Source organism: Nonomuraea sp. NPDC050328 (assembly GCF_044459405.1).
Classification (GTDB): domain Bacteria; phylum Actinomycetota; class Actinomycetes; order Streptosporangiales; family Streptosporangiaceae; genus Nonomuraea.
Genome location: NZ_JBITIW010000001.1, coordinates 684,724 through 701,688, shown reverse-complemented (window position 1 = coordinate 701,688; position 16,965 = coordinate 684,724). Strand labels below are relative to the sequence as shown.

The 16,965-nt window shown below is 72.4% G+C and carries 16 protein-coding genes; 9 read left to right on the top strand and 7 right to left on the bottom strand.

Annotated features, from left to right (window positions below):
- Window positions 1–130: 130 nt before the first annotated feature.
- On the top strand, window positions 131–844 hold the full coding sequence (locus ACIBG7_RS03140) for a hypothetical protein (protein ID WP_397335001.1): 714 nt from the start codon (window positions 131–133) through the stop codon (window positions 842–844).
- Here ACIBG7_RS03140 and ACIBG7_RS03135 read toward each other — a convergent pair.
- Complete coding sequence (locus tag ACIBG7_RS03135; protein WP_397335000.1) at window positions 841–2,226, bottom strand: MFS transporter; 1,386 nt, start codon at window positions 2,224–2,226, stop codon at window positions 841–843. The genes ACIBG7_RS03140 and ACIBG7_RS03135 overlap by 4 nt on opposite strands.
- An 80-nt stretch (window positions 2,227–2,306) precedes the next feature.
- On the opposite strand from ACIBG7_RS03135, the gene ACIBG7_RS03130 reads away from it, so the two are divergent.
- Window positions 2,307–3,179 (top strand): LysR family transcriptional regulator, encoded by an 873-nt coding sequence (locus ACIBG7_RS03130; protein WP_357916631.1) that lies wholly within the window; start codon window positions 2,307–2,309, stop codon window positions 3,177–3,179.
- A complete protein-coding gene (locus ACIBG7_RS03125) occupies window positions 3,179–4,246 on the top strand; it encodes a YihY/virulence factor BrkB family protein (protein WP_397334998.1) in 1,068 nt (355 codons plus the stop codon). The genes ACIBG7_RS03130 and ACIBG7_RS03125 overlap by 1 nt, the downstream gene beginning before the upstream one ends.
- 3 nt (window positions 4,247–4,249) lie before the next feature.
- Here the strand turns inward: ACIBG7_RS03125 and ACIBG7_RS03120 are convergent, their stop codons facing one another.
- The 4 genes from ACIBG7_RS03120 to ACIBG7_RS03105 are packed head-to-tail and all read right to left on the bottom strand — an operon-like array spanning window position 4,250 to window position 7,802.
- Window positions 4,250–5,080, bottom strand: a complete 831-nt coding sequence (locus tag ACIBG7_RS03120) for an LLM class flavin-dependent oxidoreductase (protein ID WP_397334996.1) — start codon at window positions 5,078–5,080, stop codon at window positions 4,250–4,252.
- A complete protein-coding gene (locus ACIBG7_RS03115) occupies window positions 5,077–5,907 on the bottom strand; it encodes a GNAT family N-acetyltransferase (RefSeq protein WP_357916637.1) in 831 nt (276 codons plus the stop codon). The genes ACIBG7_RS03120 and ACIBG7_RS03115 overlap by 4 nt, the downstream gene beginning before the upstream one ends.
- 51 nt (window positions 5,908–5,958) lie before the next feature.
- Window positions 5,959–6,318, bottom strand: a complete 360-nt coding sequence (locus tag ACIBG7_RS03110; protein WP_357916640.1) for an STAS domain-containing protein — start codon at window positions 6,316–6,318, stop codon at window positions 5,959–5,961.
- Between the two features lie 14 nt (window positions 6,319–6,332).
- Window positions 6,333–7,802 carry an LCP family protein gene (locus ACIBG7_RS03105; protein ID WP_397334995.1) on the bottom strand — a complete coding sequence of 490 codons (1,470 nt, stop codon included), beginning with the start codon at window positions 7,800–7,802 and terminating at the stop codon, window positions 6,333–6,335.
- Between the two features lie 76 nt (window positions 7,803–7,878).
- Here ACIBG7_RS03105 and ACIBG7_RS03100 point away from each other — a divergent pair, with 76 nt between their 5' ends.
- On the top strand, window positions 7,879–8,895 hold the full coding sequence (locus tag ACIBG7_RS03100) for a glycosyltransferase family 2 protein (RefSeq protein ID WP_397334994.1): 1,017 nt from the start codon (window positions 7,879–7,881) through the stop codon (window positions 8,893–8,895).
- Here ACIBG7_RS03100 and ACIBG7_RS03095 read toward each other — a convergent pair.
- Complete coding sequence (locus ACIBG7_RS03095) at window positions 8,892–10,619, bottom strand: CDP-glycerol glycerophosphotransferase family protein (protein ID WP_397334993.1); 1,728 nt, start codon at window positions 10,617–10,619, stop codon at window positions 8,892–8,894. The two genes, ACIBG7_RS03100 and ACIBG7_RS03095, sit on opposite strands and share 4 nt — an antisense overlap.
- A gap of 4 nt (window positions 10,620–10,623) precedes the next feature.
- Window positions 10,624–12,030, bottom strand: coding sequence for a bifunctional cytidylyltransferase/SDR family oxidoreductase (locus tag ACIBG7_RS03090; RefSeq protein WP_357916651.1), 1,407 nt, complete (start codon window positions 12,028–12,030; stop codon window positions 10,624–10,626).
- Between the two features lie 150 nt (window positions 12,031–12,180).
- Between ACIBG7_RS03090 and ACIBG7_RS03085 the strand changes: the two genes are divergently transcribed.
- The 5 genes from ACIBG7_RS03085 (at window position 12,181) to ACIBG7_RS03065 (ending at window position 16,838) form a co-directional block, all read left to right on the top strand.
- On the top strand, window positions 12,181–13,587 hold the full coding sequence (locus ACIBG7_RS03085; protein ID WP_357916654.1) for a CDP-alcohol phosphatidyltransferase family protein: 1,407 nt from the start codon (window positions 12,181–12,183) through the stop codon (window positions 13,585–13,587).
- Window positions 13,584–14,207 carry a DUF5941 domain-containing protein gene (locus ACIBG7_RS03080; protein ID WP_357916657.1) on the top strand — a complete coding sequence of 208 codons (624 nt, stop codon included), beginning with the start codon at window positions 13,584–13,586 and terminating at the stop codon, window positions 14,205–14,207. The genes ACIBG7_RS03085 and ACIBG7_RS03080 overlap by 4 nt, the downstream gene beginning before the upstream one ends.
- A gap of 79 nt (window positions 14,208–14,286) precedes the next feature.
- The gene (locus ACIBG7_RS03075) at window positions 14,287–15,021 is read left to right on the top strand and encodes a phosphocholine cytidylyltransferase family protein (RefSeq protein ID WP_357916660.1); all 735 of its coding nucleotides are present in this window, start codon (window positions 14,287–14,289) and stop codon (window positions 15,019–15,021) included.
- A 31-nt stretch (window positions 15,022–15,052) separates the two neighbouring features.
- Window positions 15,053–16,093 carry an iron-containing alcohol dehydrogenase family protein gene (locus ACIBG7_RS03070; protein ID WP_357918367.1) on the top strand — a complete coding sequence of 347 codons (1,041 nt, stop codon included), beginning with the start codon at window positions 15,053–15,055 and terminating at the stop codon, window positions 16,091–16,093.
- The gene (locus ACIBG7_RS03065) at window positions 16,071–16,838 is read left to right on the top strand and encodes a CDP-alcohol phosphatidyltransferase family protein (RefSeq protein WP_357916663.1); all 768 of its coding nucleotides are present in this window, start codon (window positions 16,071–16,073) and stop codon (window positions 16,836–16,838) included. Before ACIBG7_RS03070 ends, ACIBG7_RS03065 begins: the two co-directional genes overlap by 23 nt.
- The last annotated feature ends 127 nt before the right edge of the window (window positions 16,839–16,965 follow it).

Below are 16,965 nucleotides of genomic sequence, written 5' to 3'. Positions count from 1 at the left end.
CAAGGACGTCTCAGCCGCTGTCGTTGTTGCAGAAATCTTCGCGCGCCTCGGAAGTGGTCCCCCGGAGGAGGGAGGGGGTTCCCTCCTTGGAGGGAATCGGTGGCAGGGCGGGCTGCCTAGCGTGGCGGTCATGAGAGCTTCTGCGAGGCGTCTGATCCTGGCGGCCGGGTGGGTGGGGGCGGCCGGGCTGGCGGTGGTGGCGCCGGGGAACGTGGTCATGCGGCTGGTGTTCGGGAAGACGGACGATCCGACGCCCGGGTGGCAGCTCGTGCTGGGTGGGGTCGGGCTGGTGCTGGGTGGGGTGCTGGCGGGGTGGAGTGCACGAAGGCAGGCGGGGCGGGGTGCACAACCGGGCGTTCGGCCCAGCCGGTGGGTCAGGGCGGTGACGTGGGGGGCGGCGGCGGTGCCGGTGGCCGGGTTCTCGGTGCCGCATCTGCTGTGGGGGCTGGGGGTGCCGTTCGGGGTGGCGGGCGGGGCCGGGATCGGGGAGCTGGGGGGTTCGCCGGTGTTCTGGGGGGTGTTGGTGGCCGGGCCCGTGGCGGGGGCGGGGTTGACGCTGGGGCTGGTCAGTCGGTGGGGGCGGGTGATCGGGGGGCGGAGAGTGCCTAGGTGGGTCGCGGTCGTGCCGGCGACCGTGGTGGGGCTGCTGGTGGCGCAGTACGGGGCGATGATGACCGGCTGCCTGGCGTTCGGCGTCAGCCGTACCTGCGCGCCTGGGGGAGGGGAGGAGGTCCTGGACGGGAACTGGGGGTTCGCGGGGACGTACCCGGTCTTCCTGCTGTGGGGGGTGCTCCTGCTGGCCGCGGTGGTGGGGTACGTGCACACGACGGCTCGGGAGGGTTAGGGGCGGAGGACGGCGGCGCCGGCGAGTACGGCGGCGCCCAGGGCGAGGGCGGTGGCGGTGCCCTCGACAGGGTCGAAGAGGGCGACGAGGCCGCCGAGTCCGGCCACGCCGAGGGCGGCGCCGACCTGGCGGAAGGCGTTGAACAGGCCGCCGGCGACGCCGCCCGTGCCCGGGGGAGCGGCGGCGACGGTCATGGCGGTGAGGGGGACGAGGGTGAGCGGGGTGCCCAGGCCGGCGATCAGGAGGCCGGTCATGAGGAGGGCGAGGGGTGCGCCGGTGAGGATGGCCAGGGCGGTGAGGGCGGTTCCGGTGGCGCCGAGGGTCAGGCCGAGCCGGGTGGGGAGTTCGGGGCCTCGGGCGGCGACCAGGCGGCCGACCAGCGGGCCGATGGTGGCGGGGCCGATGGTGTACGGGAGGAGGGCCAGGCCGGTCTGACCGGGGGTCAGGTGCCGGGCCTGGAGGAAGTACAGGCCGAGGGTGAACAGGACGGAGGCCATGACGAACTGCTGGGCGGTGCCGAGCAGGGTCACGCGGCGGAGGCGGCGGATCTGGAGGAGGCGCGGGGGAAAGGCGGGGGCGGGGCTGCGGCGCTCGGTGAGGAGGAGGATCGGGAGGGCGAGGAGGGTGAGCAGGCCGAGGAGTGCGCTGCGCTCCAGCACGGCCGCGGTGAGCAGGCCCAGCGTGACGACGGCGGCGGTCTGACTGCGCCAGTCCAGTGGTGTGGTGGGCAAGGAGGGGGCGGCGGGTCGCTCGGCGGGCCCAAGAGGGGGGACGCTCGAAGCGGCGGCGGGAAAGGTGGGAGAGGGGGTGGCGGCGTTTCGGAAAGTCGCGGTGAGGGCCAGGCCGAGGAGGGCCAGGGGGAGGTTGACCAGGAAGATGGTCCGCCAGCCGCCCAGGTCCACCAGCAGACCCCCGACGAGCGGCCCGGCGGCGAAGCCGAGGCCGGTGAGGACGGCCCAGGTGCCGACGGCGCGAGCGCGGGCGGCGGGGGCGGGGTAGAGGGCGCCGAGCAGGGACAGGGTGCTGGCGGGGATGGCCGCCGCGGCGGCTCCCTGGAAGGCACGGAAGAGCACGAGCAACGGCAGACTGGGCGCGAGCGCGCAGAGCAAAGAGGCGGCGGCGAAGGCGATGAGGCCCAGGCGGAAGACCCGCCCGGCGCCGAAGCGGTCGGCCAGCGCGCCGCTGGAGAGCAGGAGCGCGCCGAAGGCGATCACGTAGGCGCTGACCGTCCATTGCTGCCCGGTGAGGGTCCCGCCGAGGGAGGCGGAGATGTCGGGCAGGGCGACGTTCAGGATGCTGCTGTCGAGCAGGACCATGAAAAAGCCGGTGGAGAGGCCCAGGAGCCGCAGACCGGCCGACGGAGTAGTACGGGTGTCGAGCATGGCCCCAGCATCGAAGCGGCCACCCCCACCGCTCCACCGGAAGAACCGCACCCTTCGTGCGGTTAATCCGAATCGTGGAGATGCGACAGCTCCGAACCTTCCTGGCCGTCGTCGAGCACCGTACGGTCACCGACGCCGCGACCGCGCTGGACCTGGCGCCGTCGTCGGTGTCGCAGCAGATCAGGGTGCTCGAAGCCGACCTGGGCGTGGCGCTGTTCGTGCGGCGGCACGGCGGCATGGACCTGACCGAGGCGGGCGAGCGGCTGAGCTCACGCGCGCCACGCCTGCTGGACGAGGTGGAACGGGCCCGCCGGGAGGTGGCCGGGCTGCCCAGGACGCTGCGCTTCGGCGCGATGGAGACGATGATCGCCACCCGCCTGCCGAGCCTGCTGCGCCGGCTGGGCGAGACGCGGCCCGACCTCGACGTGCGGGTGGACCGCGCCGACAACCACACCGACCTGATGGAGCGCGTGCGCGGCGGCGAGCTGGACGCGGGGCTGACGCTCGACTCGCGGGTGGCGGCGCTGCCGCCCGAGCTGGCGTACGTGGACCTCGAACCGGTGGTCCCGACGCTGGCCGTACGGGGGGATCACCCGCTCGCGGGACGCGGGCCGGTGACGCGCGCGGAGCTGCGCGGGCACCGGATGATCCTGGGCCCGAAGGCGTGCTCCTTCCACGTGCTGACCGAGCGGTATCTCGCCCCGCACGACGACCTGGCCCGGGTGTCGAGCGTTTTCGTGGCGCGGAGCTGGGCAGCGCAGGGCATCGGAGCGGTGCTGCTGCCGGACTTCACGCTGGCGGCCGAGCTCGATGCGGGCACGCTGGTGCGGGTGCCGCTCGCCGAGGAACTGCAGGAGTGCTGGATGAGGCTGGTGTGGCGGGCCGACCGCGAAACGGAGCCCGACCTGCGTGACCTGCTCTATTCGGCCAGCATTCCTGAAATCATTAGATAATGGGATCCGCGACACTGGTGCCGCAGACGCGCACGATGGAGCTGTCCGCCGACGACGCGTGGACCACGCTGCGCCAGTACGGCTTCCGCCACCTGGCCCACGACTCCTTCGTCCGTTTCCGCTACGGCGACGGCATGAGCCACTCGCGAGCGCTCGCGTTCCAGCTCTGCCTGTCGATCATCCCCGGCGCGATCGCCCTGGTCGGCCTCAGCTCGGTCACCCACCAGGAGCATCTCGGCCAGGTGCTGGAGCTCGCGCTGGCCCGCCTGGCGCCCGGCGAGGGCGGCGCGGCGGTCATGGACGTGCTCGGCGGCGGCGCCAGGCGGCGGGACGTCGTCGCGCTGGTGCTCGGCCTCGTCACCGCCCTCGTCTCGCTCACCAGCACCATGGCCCAGGTCGAGCGCGGCGCGAACCGGATCTACGGCATGGAACGCGACCGTCCTTTCCACCGCAAGTACGGCAGAGCGGTCGTGCTCGCCTCGACGGCGGGCGCGCTCATGGTCGCGGGCTTCACCGCGATGGTCGGCGGCGGCGCGATCGGCGGGGCGCTGGCCGAGGTGTACGGGTGGGGGCCGGGGCTGCGGTTCGGGTTCGACGTGGTGCGCTGGCCGGTGGGCTTCCTGCTGGCGCTCGCCTCGGCCTCGGTGCTGTTCCGCGCCGCGCCCCGGCGGCGGCAGCCCGGGCACACCTGGCTGGCCTTCGGCGCGCTGGTCACCCTGGCGTTGTGGACGGTGTTCACCTTCGGGTTCTCCCTCTACACCGGCAGCAGCGGCACCTTCGGCAGCACCTACGGGCCGCTGACGGCGATCATGGCGCTGCTGCTCTGGGCGTTCCTGAGCTCGATCGCGCTCTTCCTCGGTCTGGCCTTCGCGGCGCAGCTCGAAGCCTGCCGGGCCGGGTGCGTGGATCCGGCGGAACCCGACACCGGGCCCAGCGCGCAGGAGGAGCGGGAACCGCTGGTCGGCGCGGTCGGTTCGGCCGCCATCGCCGCGGCCCGCGGCCTGATCCGTGCGGCCCGCCGTACCCGCTCCAAGGCCACGACGCCCGCCGACCCGCCCGAGCGGTAAGCGCTACAGCGCGCCCAGCAGGTCGACCACCAGGCGGAGCGGCTCCGGGCCGGTGGGCCGCAGGACGACCGTGTCCGCCCCGGCCTCCCACAACGCGCGGAGCCGCGCGACGGCCTCGTCGGGCGTGCCGGAGAGTGAGGCGACCTCCGACGCGGGCACCTGAAGGAACCCGGCCATCTCCGCCGCCAGAGGCTCGGGCAGCTCGCCCGAGCACAGGTAGGTGAGCACCACCAGCTCGTGCGGCCCGGTGGGCGCGATGGCCTCCAGGGCCGCCCGCACCCGCTCCGGCCCGTACCCCTCGGGCACGATGGTGCCCTGGGCCAGCCGCCCCGACAACGCCAGCGACTTGGGCCCGATCGCGCCGGTCATGAGCGGCGGCGGCACCTGGGGCGGGTGCACGAGCCGCACCCCGTCCAGCCGGACCTCCCGGCCGTCCAGGCTCACCTGCTCGCCGCTCAGCAGCGCGGACACCGAGACCAGGGTCTCCTCCAGCAGCGACAGCGGCGATCGAGGCGCCACGCCGGCCTGCCGCATCCACTCCCGCACGCCGTGCCCGATGCCCGCGACGAAGCGCCCGGGGTGCAGGCGGGCGAGGTTGCCCAGCTCCATCGCCAGCAGCGCCGGGTTCCGCAGCGGCGCGGGCGTGATGCCGACCGCGACCCGCAACCGGGAGGTGACCGCGAGCGCGGTGGCGGCCGAGGTGAGCCCGCCGGTCCAGCCGAGGTCCTCCACGACCCAGAGGTCCTCGATCCCGGCCATGGTGTCCAGGGCCCGGGCGAAGGGCACGAGCTCCTCGGGCGGCAGCCCGCGGTCGAACATCACACCGAGCCTCATCGGCCCCTCCAGTAGTAGCGGAACAGGCGGCCGACCTCAGCGTAGCCAGCGCGCCGGAACGCCGCGGCGGTCGGTGTGTTCGCCACGTCGGTGGCGGCGACGATGCGCTCCAGTCCGGCCTCGGCCAGGGTGCGCGTGCCGTACGCGAGCAGGTCGTCGACGAAGCCGTGCCCGCGGTGCTCGGGGACGACGCCGATGTAGGCGATGGAGTGGTCGTCCGGCACCACCAGGCCGACCGGCTCGCCGCCGAGCAGGCCGACGGCGAACCAGCTCGGCTTGGCGCGGCGGTGGACGAGGTCGGCGTACATGACCCGGGCCTCGTGTTCCGCGCCGCTGGTGGCCAGCTCGACGCGGGTGTCGTGGTCGAGCGAGCCGCGCGAGATGCGCACCAGCAGGTCGAGCACGGCCTGCTCGCCCAGGTCGAGCGCGGGGACGTAGGTCAGCCGCCCGGGATCGGCGGGCAGGTCGGCCCCGGCCTGCCACTCCAGCCGGTGCCGCTCGACCTCCAGCTCGAAGCCGGCGCCGAGCACCGCGGCGTGCTCGGTGGAGCGGTCCAGGACCGGGGTGAGGCCGGGCTTGAGCGCGATGTCGTGGATCATCTTCGGCACGCCCAGCGAGCCGACCGCCTCACGCAGCAGCGCTGAGCCCGCACGCGGGTCGGGGCCGGGCTCGAAGTGCCAGGTCACGACCGGGTCCGCGCCGCGGTACGGTGCCCAGAAGGCCACCCGCACGGGGCCACGGGCGAAACACCACTCGGGTCGCGTCCTGCCCTCCTCGCCCGCGGCGACCAGTTGGGATCGGGCAGGCTCGGGGAACTGCTCGAACAAGGTGGCGAGCCTCCGGAGCCGGGATTCTCGCCACGATCATAGACAAGCCGGTCAGGCCGCGGCCAGCAGTGCGTCGGGCAGCGAATCGGTCGTCTCGAAGTGCCCGTCGAGGTTGGTGATCGTCAGCAACCGGGCGATCATGCCGGGGCCGAGGACCAGGACCAGGCGGCCGCGCGCCTGCCGTACCCGCTTGAGGGTGGAGACGAGCAGCCCCAGCCCCGTCGAGTCGCAGAACGGGACCTCGGTCAGGTCGAGGACGAGATGGGGTGGAGTTCCGGACGCGCAGGCGGAATCGATCGCCGCGCGCAGCCGGGGGACTCCAGAGGAATCCAGGTCGCCGATGACTTCCAGCACGATGCAGGGGCTCTCCCACCTGGACTTGACCACCATGATGAGCGAACTGCCCTGCATTGGGAAGAGTATGCCTAATTTTTGCAGATGTTCTGGGTTGCCGTCCTGGTCACCGGTGCGGCCGTCGGGGCGGCGGAGGCCGAGGCGGACGGGCTGGGCGTGACCACGGCGTTCGCCTTCACCTTGCGCACCTTGGGCTGGTCGCTGCCGAGCACGACCTCGATGCCGGGCTTGTCGGTGAGCTTCAGCTCGGCTCCGGGCAGCGCCGCGGCGACCGTGCGGGCGGAGTCCTCGCGGCCGGGGCCGTAGCGGATGACCGTGCGGGTGAAGTCCTTCTTCGGGGTGTTGCCGGCGGTCTCCGGGATGACGAAGCCCGAGGCCAGCAGCGCGTCGCGGGTGCGGGCGCCGAGCCCCTGGATGTCGGTGCCGTTGAGCACCCGCATGGTGATGCGCGCGGGCGGCACGGTCAGCGGCGACGGGCTGGCCGTGGGCGTGGCGGGCGCGGAGGCCGATGGGGAGGGGCTCGGCCGGCCGAGGTCCTCGTCGGCGGCGATCCGGCGGAACAGGTCCTTGGCTCCTGCCTGGTCCCACTTGACCGCCGACTCCCCGGTGGGCGTGCGGTAGTCGGGGTCGGCGATCGGGATGGAGGCGAAGCGCACGTCGTCGAGCGAGGTGTCGCGCAACTGCGTCACCAGCGAGTTGAGATCCTTCTGCGGGTCGATCTTCACGCTCGCCTGGACGCTCTTGATGAACTTGCCGAGCGCCGCCGGGTCGGTCAGCGTCGCGGGGCTGAGCACCTTGTCCAGCAGCGCGGACATGACCTGCTGCTGGCGGTCGATGCGGTCGAAGTCGGAGCGGACGGTGGCGCGCGTGCGGGCGTAGAAGAGCGCCTGGATCCCGTCGAGCTGGTGCGTGCCGGCCGCCAGGTTGAAATTGATCTTCTTGTCGTTGATCGGCACCGGCGTGCAGACGGTGACCCCGCCCTTGAGCGAGTCGACCACGTCGATGAAGCCCAGCACGTTGACCTCGACGTACAGGTTGATCGGCAGCCCGGTGGCCTGCTGGACCGTCTTGAGCGTCAGCGACGGCCCGCCGAGCTGGTAGGCCGAGTTGATCTTGTGGTGGCCCTTGCCGGGAATCGTCGTCCAGGAGTCGCGCGGCAGGCTGACCACGGTGATCCGGCGGTGGTCGGCCGACAGGTGGATCAGCATCATGGTGTCGGTGCGCTGGCCCACCTCGCGGCCGAGGCGCAGGTCGCGCTGCTCGCGCCGGGACAGGTTGTCGCGCTTGTCCACGCCGACCAGCAGGATGTTGAGCGCCCCGTCGGACTGGATGCCGGAGGCGCCCGCCTCGACCGCCTCGAAGCCGCCGAGGCCGTAGGTCGAGGTCGCCCAGACCGCGCCGGTGCCGGCCAGCACCACGCACGACAGCGCGCCGGACAGGATCAGGTTGCGGCGCCGCCGCCGTGGGCTCTTGCGAGCCGACCGCGGCAGGGTGACGCCTCCGTAGGCGTCGCCGCCCACACTGATCCCGGCGTCCTCCACGTTGCCTCCACCGTAAAGACCGGCAACCGTCAAGATTGCCCAACCACCCTGCTCGTACAGTAGCGTGAGGGCCGCCATGAAGCAGTTCCCCGACTCGCCGTCCACGCAGACCGGCCTCTGGCCGCCCGTCTCCGTGATCATGCCCGTGCTCAACGAGGAGCGCCACCTCGACGAGGCCGTCCAGATGGTCCTGTCCCAGGACTATCCGGGCCCGATCGAGGTCGTGCTGGCCGTTGGCCCCTCCCACGACCGCACGCAGGAGGTCGCCGACGCGATCGCCGCCCGTGATCCCCGCGTCGTCGTCGTGCCCAACCCCACCGGACGCACCCCCAACGCGCTCAACGCCGCCATCGGCGCCTCCCGCAACGAGATCGTGGCCCGGGTCGACGGCCACGCGATGCTCCCGGCCGACTACCTCCGGGTCGCCGTCGAGACGCTGCGCGAGACCGGCGCCGACAACGTCGGCGGCATCATGGCCGCCGAGGGCGTCACCCCCTTCGAGCAGGCCGTCGCCCGGGCGATGACCTCCAAGATCGGCGTGGGCGCCGCGGCCTTCCACGTGGGCGGTACGGCAGGCCCCGCCGACACCGTCTACCTGGGCGTCTTCCGCCGCACCGCGCTGCGCCGCGTGGGCGGGTACGACGAGCACTTCCAGCGCGCCCAGGACTGGGAGATGAACCACCGCATCCGCGAGAGCGGCGGCCTGGTCTGGTTCCAGCCCCGGATGCGCGTCTCCTACCGCCCGCGCCCGACCATCAAGGCGCTGGCCAAGCAGTACTTCCACTACGGCCGCTGGCGGCGCGTGGTGGCGCGCACCCACGAGGGCACCATCAACCTGCGTTACCTCGCCCCGCCCGCCGCGGTCGTGGCGATGCTCGCCGGCCTGCTGGTCTCGCCGTGGTTCCCGCTCGGCCTGATCATCCCCGGCGGTTACCTGCTGGCCATCGGCGCGGGCACCGTGCTGACCGGCAGCGGCCTGCCGTTCGGCGTCAAGGCCCGGCTCATGGCGGTCTACGCCACGATGCACCTGTCGTGGGGCTGGGGCTTCCTGACCAGCCCGCGCAAGCTCGCCCGCCCGCCGCGCGGCCTCTAATCCTGCTGCAGGGCCCGGTCCACCGCGTTGCCGAACCTCGTCATCGCGTCCGGGTACTCGGGCCCCAGCAGGTAGGTCCTGAGCTTGCGCCGCGCCTCGGCCAGCTCGTCCGGCCCCTCGACGAAGGCGGCCAGGTCCGCCAGGTCCTGGCCGATCAGCGTGCCCGCCTCCGTGCTGGGATAGCGGTCGAAGAAGGTGCGTTCGGGCAGCCCGGCCACGTTGGTCACCGCGTACGGCTTGCCGCTGGCCAGGAAGTCGGGCACCACGCTGGAGATGTCGGCGACCATCAGGTCGGCGAGGTTGAAGCAGTCGTACAGGTGCGGCTCGGTCCCGCTCACCACCAGGTGGTTGAACTGCGTCGCCGTCCCTGGTGAGGACGGGTGCCGGGCCTTGGCCGCGGCCAGGTTCGCCCCCTCCAGCAGCGTCACGACCTTGCGGTGCGCCCGCGCCGCCGCCCGGTCGCGGTAGCCGGTCAGCGGGTGCGCCTTGTAGATCACCCGCACGCCCAGCTCCATCAGCGCCCGCACCAGGCGCGGCCCCATGGACGGCAGCGAGGTGTGGAACAGGTCGTCGGTCCAGCCCTCCCACGTGGGCGCGTACAGCACCGTCTTGTACGGCAGGCCCGGCCCCTCGGTCAGGATGCCGTCGAGCTGCGGCCGCCCCACCTCGTGGACGTCCTCGTCGCGCACCCCCACCTCGGCCTTGCGGTAGCGGTCGCGCCCGGCAGGCCCGGCCACCCACACCTCGTCGTAGACCTTGGAGAAGGGGTTGAACGAGGCCTCCTTGTCGCTGTCGCCGTGCCCGATGAAGGCGCTGCGCAGCCCCTGGATGCGCAGCATGTGGATGTTCTTGCCGACGTTGGCGACGTACAGGCACAGCCGGGCGCTGCCCAGCGCGCGAAAGCCCATCAGGTCGGCGCTGGCCGGGATGCAGACCATCGGCAGCGAGGTCGGGCCCAGCCGCTCGGTCATGCCGCGCTCGCGCAGCACCACGATGCAGCGCCGGCCGAGCCGCTCCAGCGTCGGCAGCCACATCCGGGCCTGGTAGGCCGCCTCGGCCGCGCCGGAGAAGTACAGGACCACCTCGGGCGCGAACTCGCGGACCCTGCGGTCGGCGATCTCCAGCACGCGTTCGCGATCGGTGAGCGGGGCGGCTCGCCGTACCCATGGGACGAGGGCGAGCGCGGCGGCGAGGCCGATCGCCAGCGCCAGGCCCGCGCCCAGCGCGCCCGCGGCGGCGCCGAAGGCGGCGCCCAGCACCGGCAGCGCGTCGAGGTAGAGCCAGCGCACCCCGCGATGGTTGATCAGGAAGTTCGGCGGCGTGGACGGGATGCGCAGCTCGGAGACGTCCAGGTTGCGGGTGGACACCGGCATCGTGGCCAGCGTCTGCCGCAGCCGCATCGCCAGCCCGGTCTGGACGGCCCGCACGCCGTGCATGGCGAACAGTCCGGCGGCCAGGCCGGCGAGCCACGGCGAGTCGGCCCCGGCCGTCCGCGCGACCAGCAGCACCGCCGCCATCTCCCGTACGGCGAAGCGCAGCGTGACCCCGAGGTGCACCTTCGACAGCAGGTCCACGAAGGACTTGGCGACCCGGGGAGCGAGGAGCTCTGCGGCGTAGGACCCGGCGGCCACCAGCGCGAACAGGACCGGGGCCGGCCACAGCGCGGTGAGCAGCAGCAGAGGGTAGGCGCCCAGCAGGGCGATGATCGCGCAGAGTCTCCTCATGCGTTCAGAGAGTAACTGCCCCTTCCAGGCGGACATCGACAACCTGGCCGGTGAGGTCGGAAACGAGCACGTCGATGGAGGTCTGGGCGACCGCGCGGGGAGACAGCAGGGTGTGGGCGGGTTCGTCGCCGAACGCCCGCTCCCGCATGGGGGTGCTGGTCCGTTCCGGATTGACGCAGTTGACGCGGATGCCGTCGGCGGCCCACTCGTCGGCCAGCGCCTGGGTCAGGTTGACCACGGCGGCCTTGGAGGAGGAGTAGAGGCTGTAGCCGGCCCGGCCGCGGGTGTAGGAGCTGGAGGTGTAGAGCAGCAGCCGGCCGCGCGACTCGCGCAGGTACGGGTGGGCGGCTCTGGCCACGTTCACCGGCCCCAGGTAGTTGACCCCGACGGTCTCGGCGATGGCCTCGTCGCTCGCCTCGGCGAGCTTGCCCGTGTGCAGCACGCCCGCGGTGTTGACCACGAAGTCGGCCCGCCCGACCTTGGCCAGGGCCTTGGCGACCGAGTCGTAGTCCTCGACCCGGACCTCGTTCTGGGTGCGGGAGAAGGAGTGCACCTCGGCGCCGTAGCTCCGGGCCAGCTCGACCACGTCGGCCCCGATGCCGTAGCTGCCGCCGAAGACCACCACGGTCCTGCCGGCCAGCGCCTCGCGGTAGGCGAAGCTCGTGGGCAGCGGCGCGGTGGCCGCGGTGAGCTGGAAGAGCTTGTCGGCGATGTGCACGTCCACCGGGTGGGTGACCTTGATGTTGTGCTCGCTGCCGGGAACGATGTAGATCGGCACGTCCGGCAGGTAGCGCAGGACCACGCCGCAGTCGTCGGTGGCCGGCTGCCGCTCGAAGTCGGGGTCGGCGAAGGCGCGCTCGTAGGCCTCGCGGATGACCGAGAGCCGGAAGCACTGCGGGGTCTGCCCCCGCCGCAGCCGCGCCCGGTCGGGGATGTCACGGATGATCTCGCCGCGCGGCCCCGGCGCGGCCACCACGACCGTGTCGGAGCTGGGGATGGCCACGTCGACCGCCTCGTACACCTTCAGCGCCTGCACGCACTCGGTGATGATCGACGGCTTGAGCAGCGGCCGGACCGCGTCGTGCAGCAGCACGTTGCACTCGGCCGGCCCGAGCGCCTTGAGTGCCCGCCATGTGGTCTCTGTCCGGGAATCGCCGCCTTCGAGAATCTGGCTGACCTTCCCGAAGCCGGCGCGGGCCACGATCTCCTCCGCCTCGGGCGTGAAGCCGGGCGTCATCAGCACGATGATCTCGTCGATCTCGGGCGAGGCGTTGAACAGCGCCAGCGTGTGCTCCAGGATCGTCTTCCCGGCGATCTTGAGGAGCTGCTTGGGGGTGTTCAGGCCAAGCCGCTGGCCCACGCCGCCGGCGAGGACCACGGCGACCGAACGCAGACGAGATTCAACGGTCATACGGCGAGGGTAACGGTCGATTCGGCCACTACGTCGCTACGCTGTGTCCACGCACTCCCTCGCGACCGGGAGGAGACCTGCGCTTTGCAGAGTGACACGCCGCCGAGCCCGCGGCGAGACCAGATGTCGTCCAGCCCGAGGCGACCGTCCATGACCCCACAGAAGCCCACCGCGACCGCGGTGGTGCTGGCCGGCGTGCCGGCCACCCGCCTCGCCTGCGCCGACGGCACCCTGCTCGACCGGCTCAACGACCAGCTCGTCACCCTGCCCGTGCACGACGTGCAGACCGTGGCGGCCGGCGGCGGACCGGCCGGCGACCTGCGCGCGGTGGCCGCCCTCGTCCGGCTCCAGCAGGGGCCGGTCGTCGTGCTGCCCGGCGATCTCGTCGCGCATACCGAAGCCCTCGCGCTGCTGCTGGAGCATCCGGCGAGCGACACCGCGGCCCTGGTCTCGACCGAGCGCCCGCCCGGCCCGCTGCGCCCGCCCGTGCGGCTGCAGGCCCGCAAGGTCGCCGCCGCGGGCAGCTCCTTCCACACGGTGCCCGAGGCCAACGCCACCTTCCTGGGCGTGCTCCAGGTGAGCGAGCGCGACCTCGCGACGCTGGCCGACATCGCCGACGAGCTCGCCGACCTGGTCCAGGCGGGCCGGCTCGGCCCGGTGAGCCCGATCGAGACCGTCGACCTGCTGCTGGTCGGGCTGGTCCGCTCGGGCGTCGGCGTCCGCGCGGCCGACGCCGGCCCGCTCCACTGCGACCGGGTGACCGGCCAGTCCTCCGCCGACACGGCCATCGCCGCGCTGGCGGACGTCGACGAGGCCCGCGTACGGCTGGACACCGCGGTCAAGTCCGACGACGGCTTCTTCGCCACCTACTTCGTGTCGAGCTGGACCAGGCCCCTGGTCCGGCTGGCCGCCCGGCTCAAGCTCACCCCCAACGCGGTCACCGGCATCTCGATCGGCCTGGCCGTGACCGCGGCGGCGTGGTTCACCTACGGCGCGAGGGCGGCCCAGGTCGCCGGCGCCGTCCTCGTCTATCTCTCGTTCGTGCTCGACTGCGTGGACGGGCAGCTCGCTCGCTACACCAGGACCTTCACCCCGCTGGGCTCCTGGTCCGACGCCATGGCCGACCGGTTCAAGGAGTACGTGGTCTACGTCGGCCTGGCGGTCGGCTACTCGGCCGGGCAGGGCAACCCGGACGGCATCTGGCAGCTCGCGGTGGCCGCCATGGTGCTCCAGGTGGTCCGGCACACGCTCGACTTCTCCTTCTCCGGCGCGGTGGCCGACGCGGCCAAGGTCGGCGCCTCCTGGGCCCGGCCGCCGCGCTCGCTCATGGAGCCGGCCGACCAGGGGCCCCTGGGCCTGCGCGCCCGGCTGGAGCGCGACACGCTCACCCGCTGGCTGAAGAAGATGATCGTGCTGCCGATCGGGGAGCGCATGGCGCTCATCGCGGTCACCGCCGCCCTGTTCAACGCCCGCGTGACCTTCCTCGCGCTGCTGGCCTGGGGCGGCGTCGCGCTGCTCTACCAGCTCGCCGGCCGCATCGAAAGGGCGACGGCATGATCTCGGTGCAGCTCACCCCCATCCCGCGCAGCCGCGTGGTGGCCTACCGCGACGACGGCCCGCTCTCGCGCGGCATGGGCCTGCTGGTCGCCGGCCAGCTCCCGCCCCTGCCGCCGCTCGTCGTCGCCGCCTTCGTCATCGGCGTGCTGATGGCGATCGGCGTGGCCGGCTCCGACGACTGGGCGATCCTGGCCTTCGCCGTCACGCTGCTGCTGGCCGGGCCGGGCAGCTCGGCCCCGCACGACGGCCGCTACGACTGGCTGGTGCCGCCGATCCTGCGGGCGATCGAGTACTGCTGCATCGCGGCCGTCGGCTTCGCCCACGCCGTGCACCCGCTGTGGATCTTCGCGCTGCTCGGCGCGATGGCCTTCCACCACTACGACCTGGTCTACCGGCTGCGCCAGCGGGTCTACCCGCCACCGTGGCTGTCCACTTTCGGACTCGGCTGGGACGGCCGGATGATCGCCGTCTCGCTGGGCGTGGTGGCGGGCTGGCCCACCGTGGGGTTCGGCCTGCTGGCCGCCTACCTGTGGGCCTTCTTCGGCTGGGAGAGCCTGACGTGCTGGCTGGCCGCGCCCCGTGCGGGCGGCGAGGTGACCGAGGCGGGAACCCTGGACTGACACCGGATTACCCGATCAGGGCCATCTGGCAACTAACCTTTGGGTGCCACACAAGTCATGCTCGACCGAGGAGTGCACGTTGCTGGGAATGGTGCTGGCCGCTGGAGCCGGACGTCGCCTGCGGCCCTACACCGACACGCTGCCCAAGGCGCTGGTGCCGGTCGACGGGGAAACGACGATCATGGACATCTCGATCCGCAACCTGGCCGCGGTCGGGCTGCGCGACATCGTGATCATCGTCGGCTACCAGGCCCAGGCCGTGCACGAGCGCAAGGCCGCCTTCGAGGAGCGCTACGGCGTCACCCTGGAGCTGGTCCACAACGACAAGGCCGAGGAGTGGAACAACGCCTACTCCCTGTGGTGCGCGCGTGAGCACTTCGCCAAGGGCGCGCTGCTGCTCAACGGCGACACCGTGCACCCGGTCTCGGTCGAGAAGACCCTACTGGCCGCGCCCGAGGACAGCGACATCCTGCTCGCGGTCGACAACGTGAAGAAGCTGGCCGACGAGGAGATGAAGGTCACCCTCGGCCCCGGCGGCGAGCTGCGCCGCATCACCAAGCTGATGGACCCGGCCGAGGCGTACGGCGAGTACATCGGCGCCACCCTCATCCGCCCCGGCGCCGCCGAGCGCCTGGCCGACGCCCTCCAGGCCACCTTCGAGCGTGACCCCCAGCTCTACTACGAGGACGGCTACCAGGAGATGGTGGCCCGCGGCGAGAACATCCGCGTAGCCCCCATCGGCGAGGTCTCCTGGGTCGAGGTCGACAACCACGACGACCTCGCCAAGGCCCGCGAGATCGCCGTCGGCTACTGATCGAGGAGCCCAGATGCCGCTTCTGGCGAGGATGTTGCCCGCCCCGCTGACCATGGAGGTCAGGCGGGGCGCGGTCGCGCAACTCGGCGCGTTGCTCGCCGACAGCAGGGTGGCCACCTCCGGCCGGGTCGCCGTCGCGGTCGGCCCGGGCCAGGGCGACCACATCGAGCACCTCATCGCCCCCACGCTCGCCGAGGCGGAGGTCTTCCGCGTCGCCGACGGCTCGGTCGAGGCCGCCGTCTCGCTCGGCGCCGACCTGCGCAAGGGCGCCTACGAGGTGGTCGTCGGCGTGGGCGGCGGCAAGACCATCGACGTCACCAAGTACGCCGCGTCGCTGGCCGGCATCCCCATGGTGGCCGTGGCGACCAACCTGTCCCACGACGGCATCTGCTCGCCCACGGCCTCGCTGACCTACGAGGGCGGCAAGGGCTCCTTCGGCGTCCCGATGCCGCTGGCCATCCTGGTCGACCTCGACCTGGTGCGCACCGCGCCGCAGGCGCTGGTCCGCTCGGGCGTGGGCGACGTGGTGAGCAACCTGTCGGCGATCGACGACTGGCAGCTCGGCAACCTCGAGCGCGGCGAGCCGATCGACGGGCTGGCCTGCTCGATGGCCCGCACCGCGGCCGAGGCGCTGATCGGGCGTAAAGACTCCATCGAGTCCGACGCCTTCCTGACCGTGCTGGCCGAGTCGCTGATCCTGTCCAGCCTCTCGATGGTGATCGCCGGCTCCTCGCGCCCGTCCAGCGGCGGCGACCACGAGATCCTGCACGCGGTCGACCAGCTCTTCCCCGGCACCTCCAATCACGGCGAGCTGGCCGGCATCGGCGCCGCCTTCTGCTTCTTCCTGCGCGGCGACGCCGCCCGGCTGGAGCAGGTCGTGGGCTGCCTGCGCCAGCACCAGTTGCCGCTCACCCCGGGCGACATCGGGCTGACCGTCGAGCAGTTCACCGAGGCCGTGCTGTTCGCGCCCTCCACCCGGCCGGGCCGCTACACCATCCTGGAGCACCTCCGCCTGTCGGAGCCCGAGGTGCGGGAGCGGGTGGAGAGCTATGTCGAGTCCCTCGGTCACTGAGCTGCGCGCGGTCGCGCAGCCGCCCACCCACATCCAGCGCCGCAACGGCGAGCACTGGGCGGGCGTGCTGTACATGCGCCGCCTGTCGATCTACGTCACCTGGCTGCTGACCAAGACCTCGATCACCCCCAACCAGGTCACCTGGGTGATGACCGTGGTCGGCGTGCTCGGCGGCGTGGTGCTGGCCTTCGACGGTCTGCTCGCGGCGGTGGTGTCGTTCCTGCTCATCCAGCTTTACCTGCTGCTCGACTGCTCCGACGGCGAGCTGGCCCGCTGGACCGGGCAGACCTCGCTGGCCGGGGTCTACCTCGACCGGGTGGGCGCCTACTTCTGCGAGGCCGCGCTGCTGGCCGGGCTCGGCTGGCGCGCCTCGGAGACGCTGCCCGACTGGTACACGGTGATGGGCTTCGCCGCCGCGCTCGGCGCGATCCTCATCAAGTCCGAGACCGACCTGGTCGACGTGGCCCGGGCGCGCGCCGGGCTGCCCGCCGCCAGCGAGGCCTCCGCCGGTCAGTTGCGGTCGGGGCTGCTGGCCCTGGCCCGCCGGATCGTCGGCGCGACGAAGTTCCACCGCATCGTGCAGCCGGTGGAACTGTCAATCCTCGCCCTGATCACAGCCGTGATCGATATGGTGGTCGGCGACCTTACCGCGACGCGGGTGCTCACCGTGGCCTGCGTGGTAGCCGCCGCTCTCCAGGTGGTTCTTCACCTGGTGAGCATCATGGCGTCGAGGAGGCTGTCATGAACGAGGAACCGTCCGCGCCCGGCGTCCGTCGTAATGATCGGACCCCCGCGCTTCGGTGGGGGTTCACTTGCGGTTCCGATACTCTTGTGCCATCCCAAACTAGGACATAGACAGACTCGGTGATCAT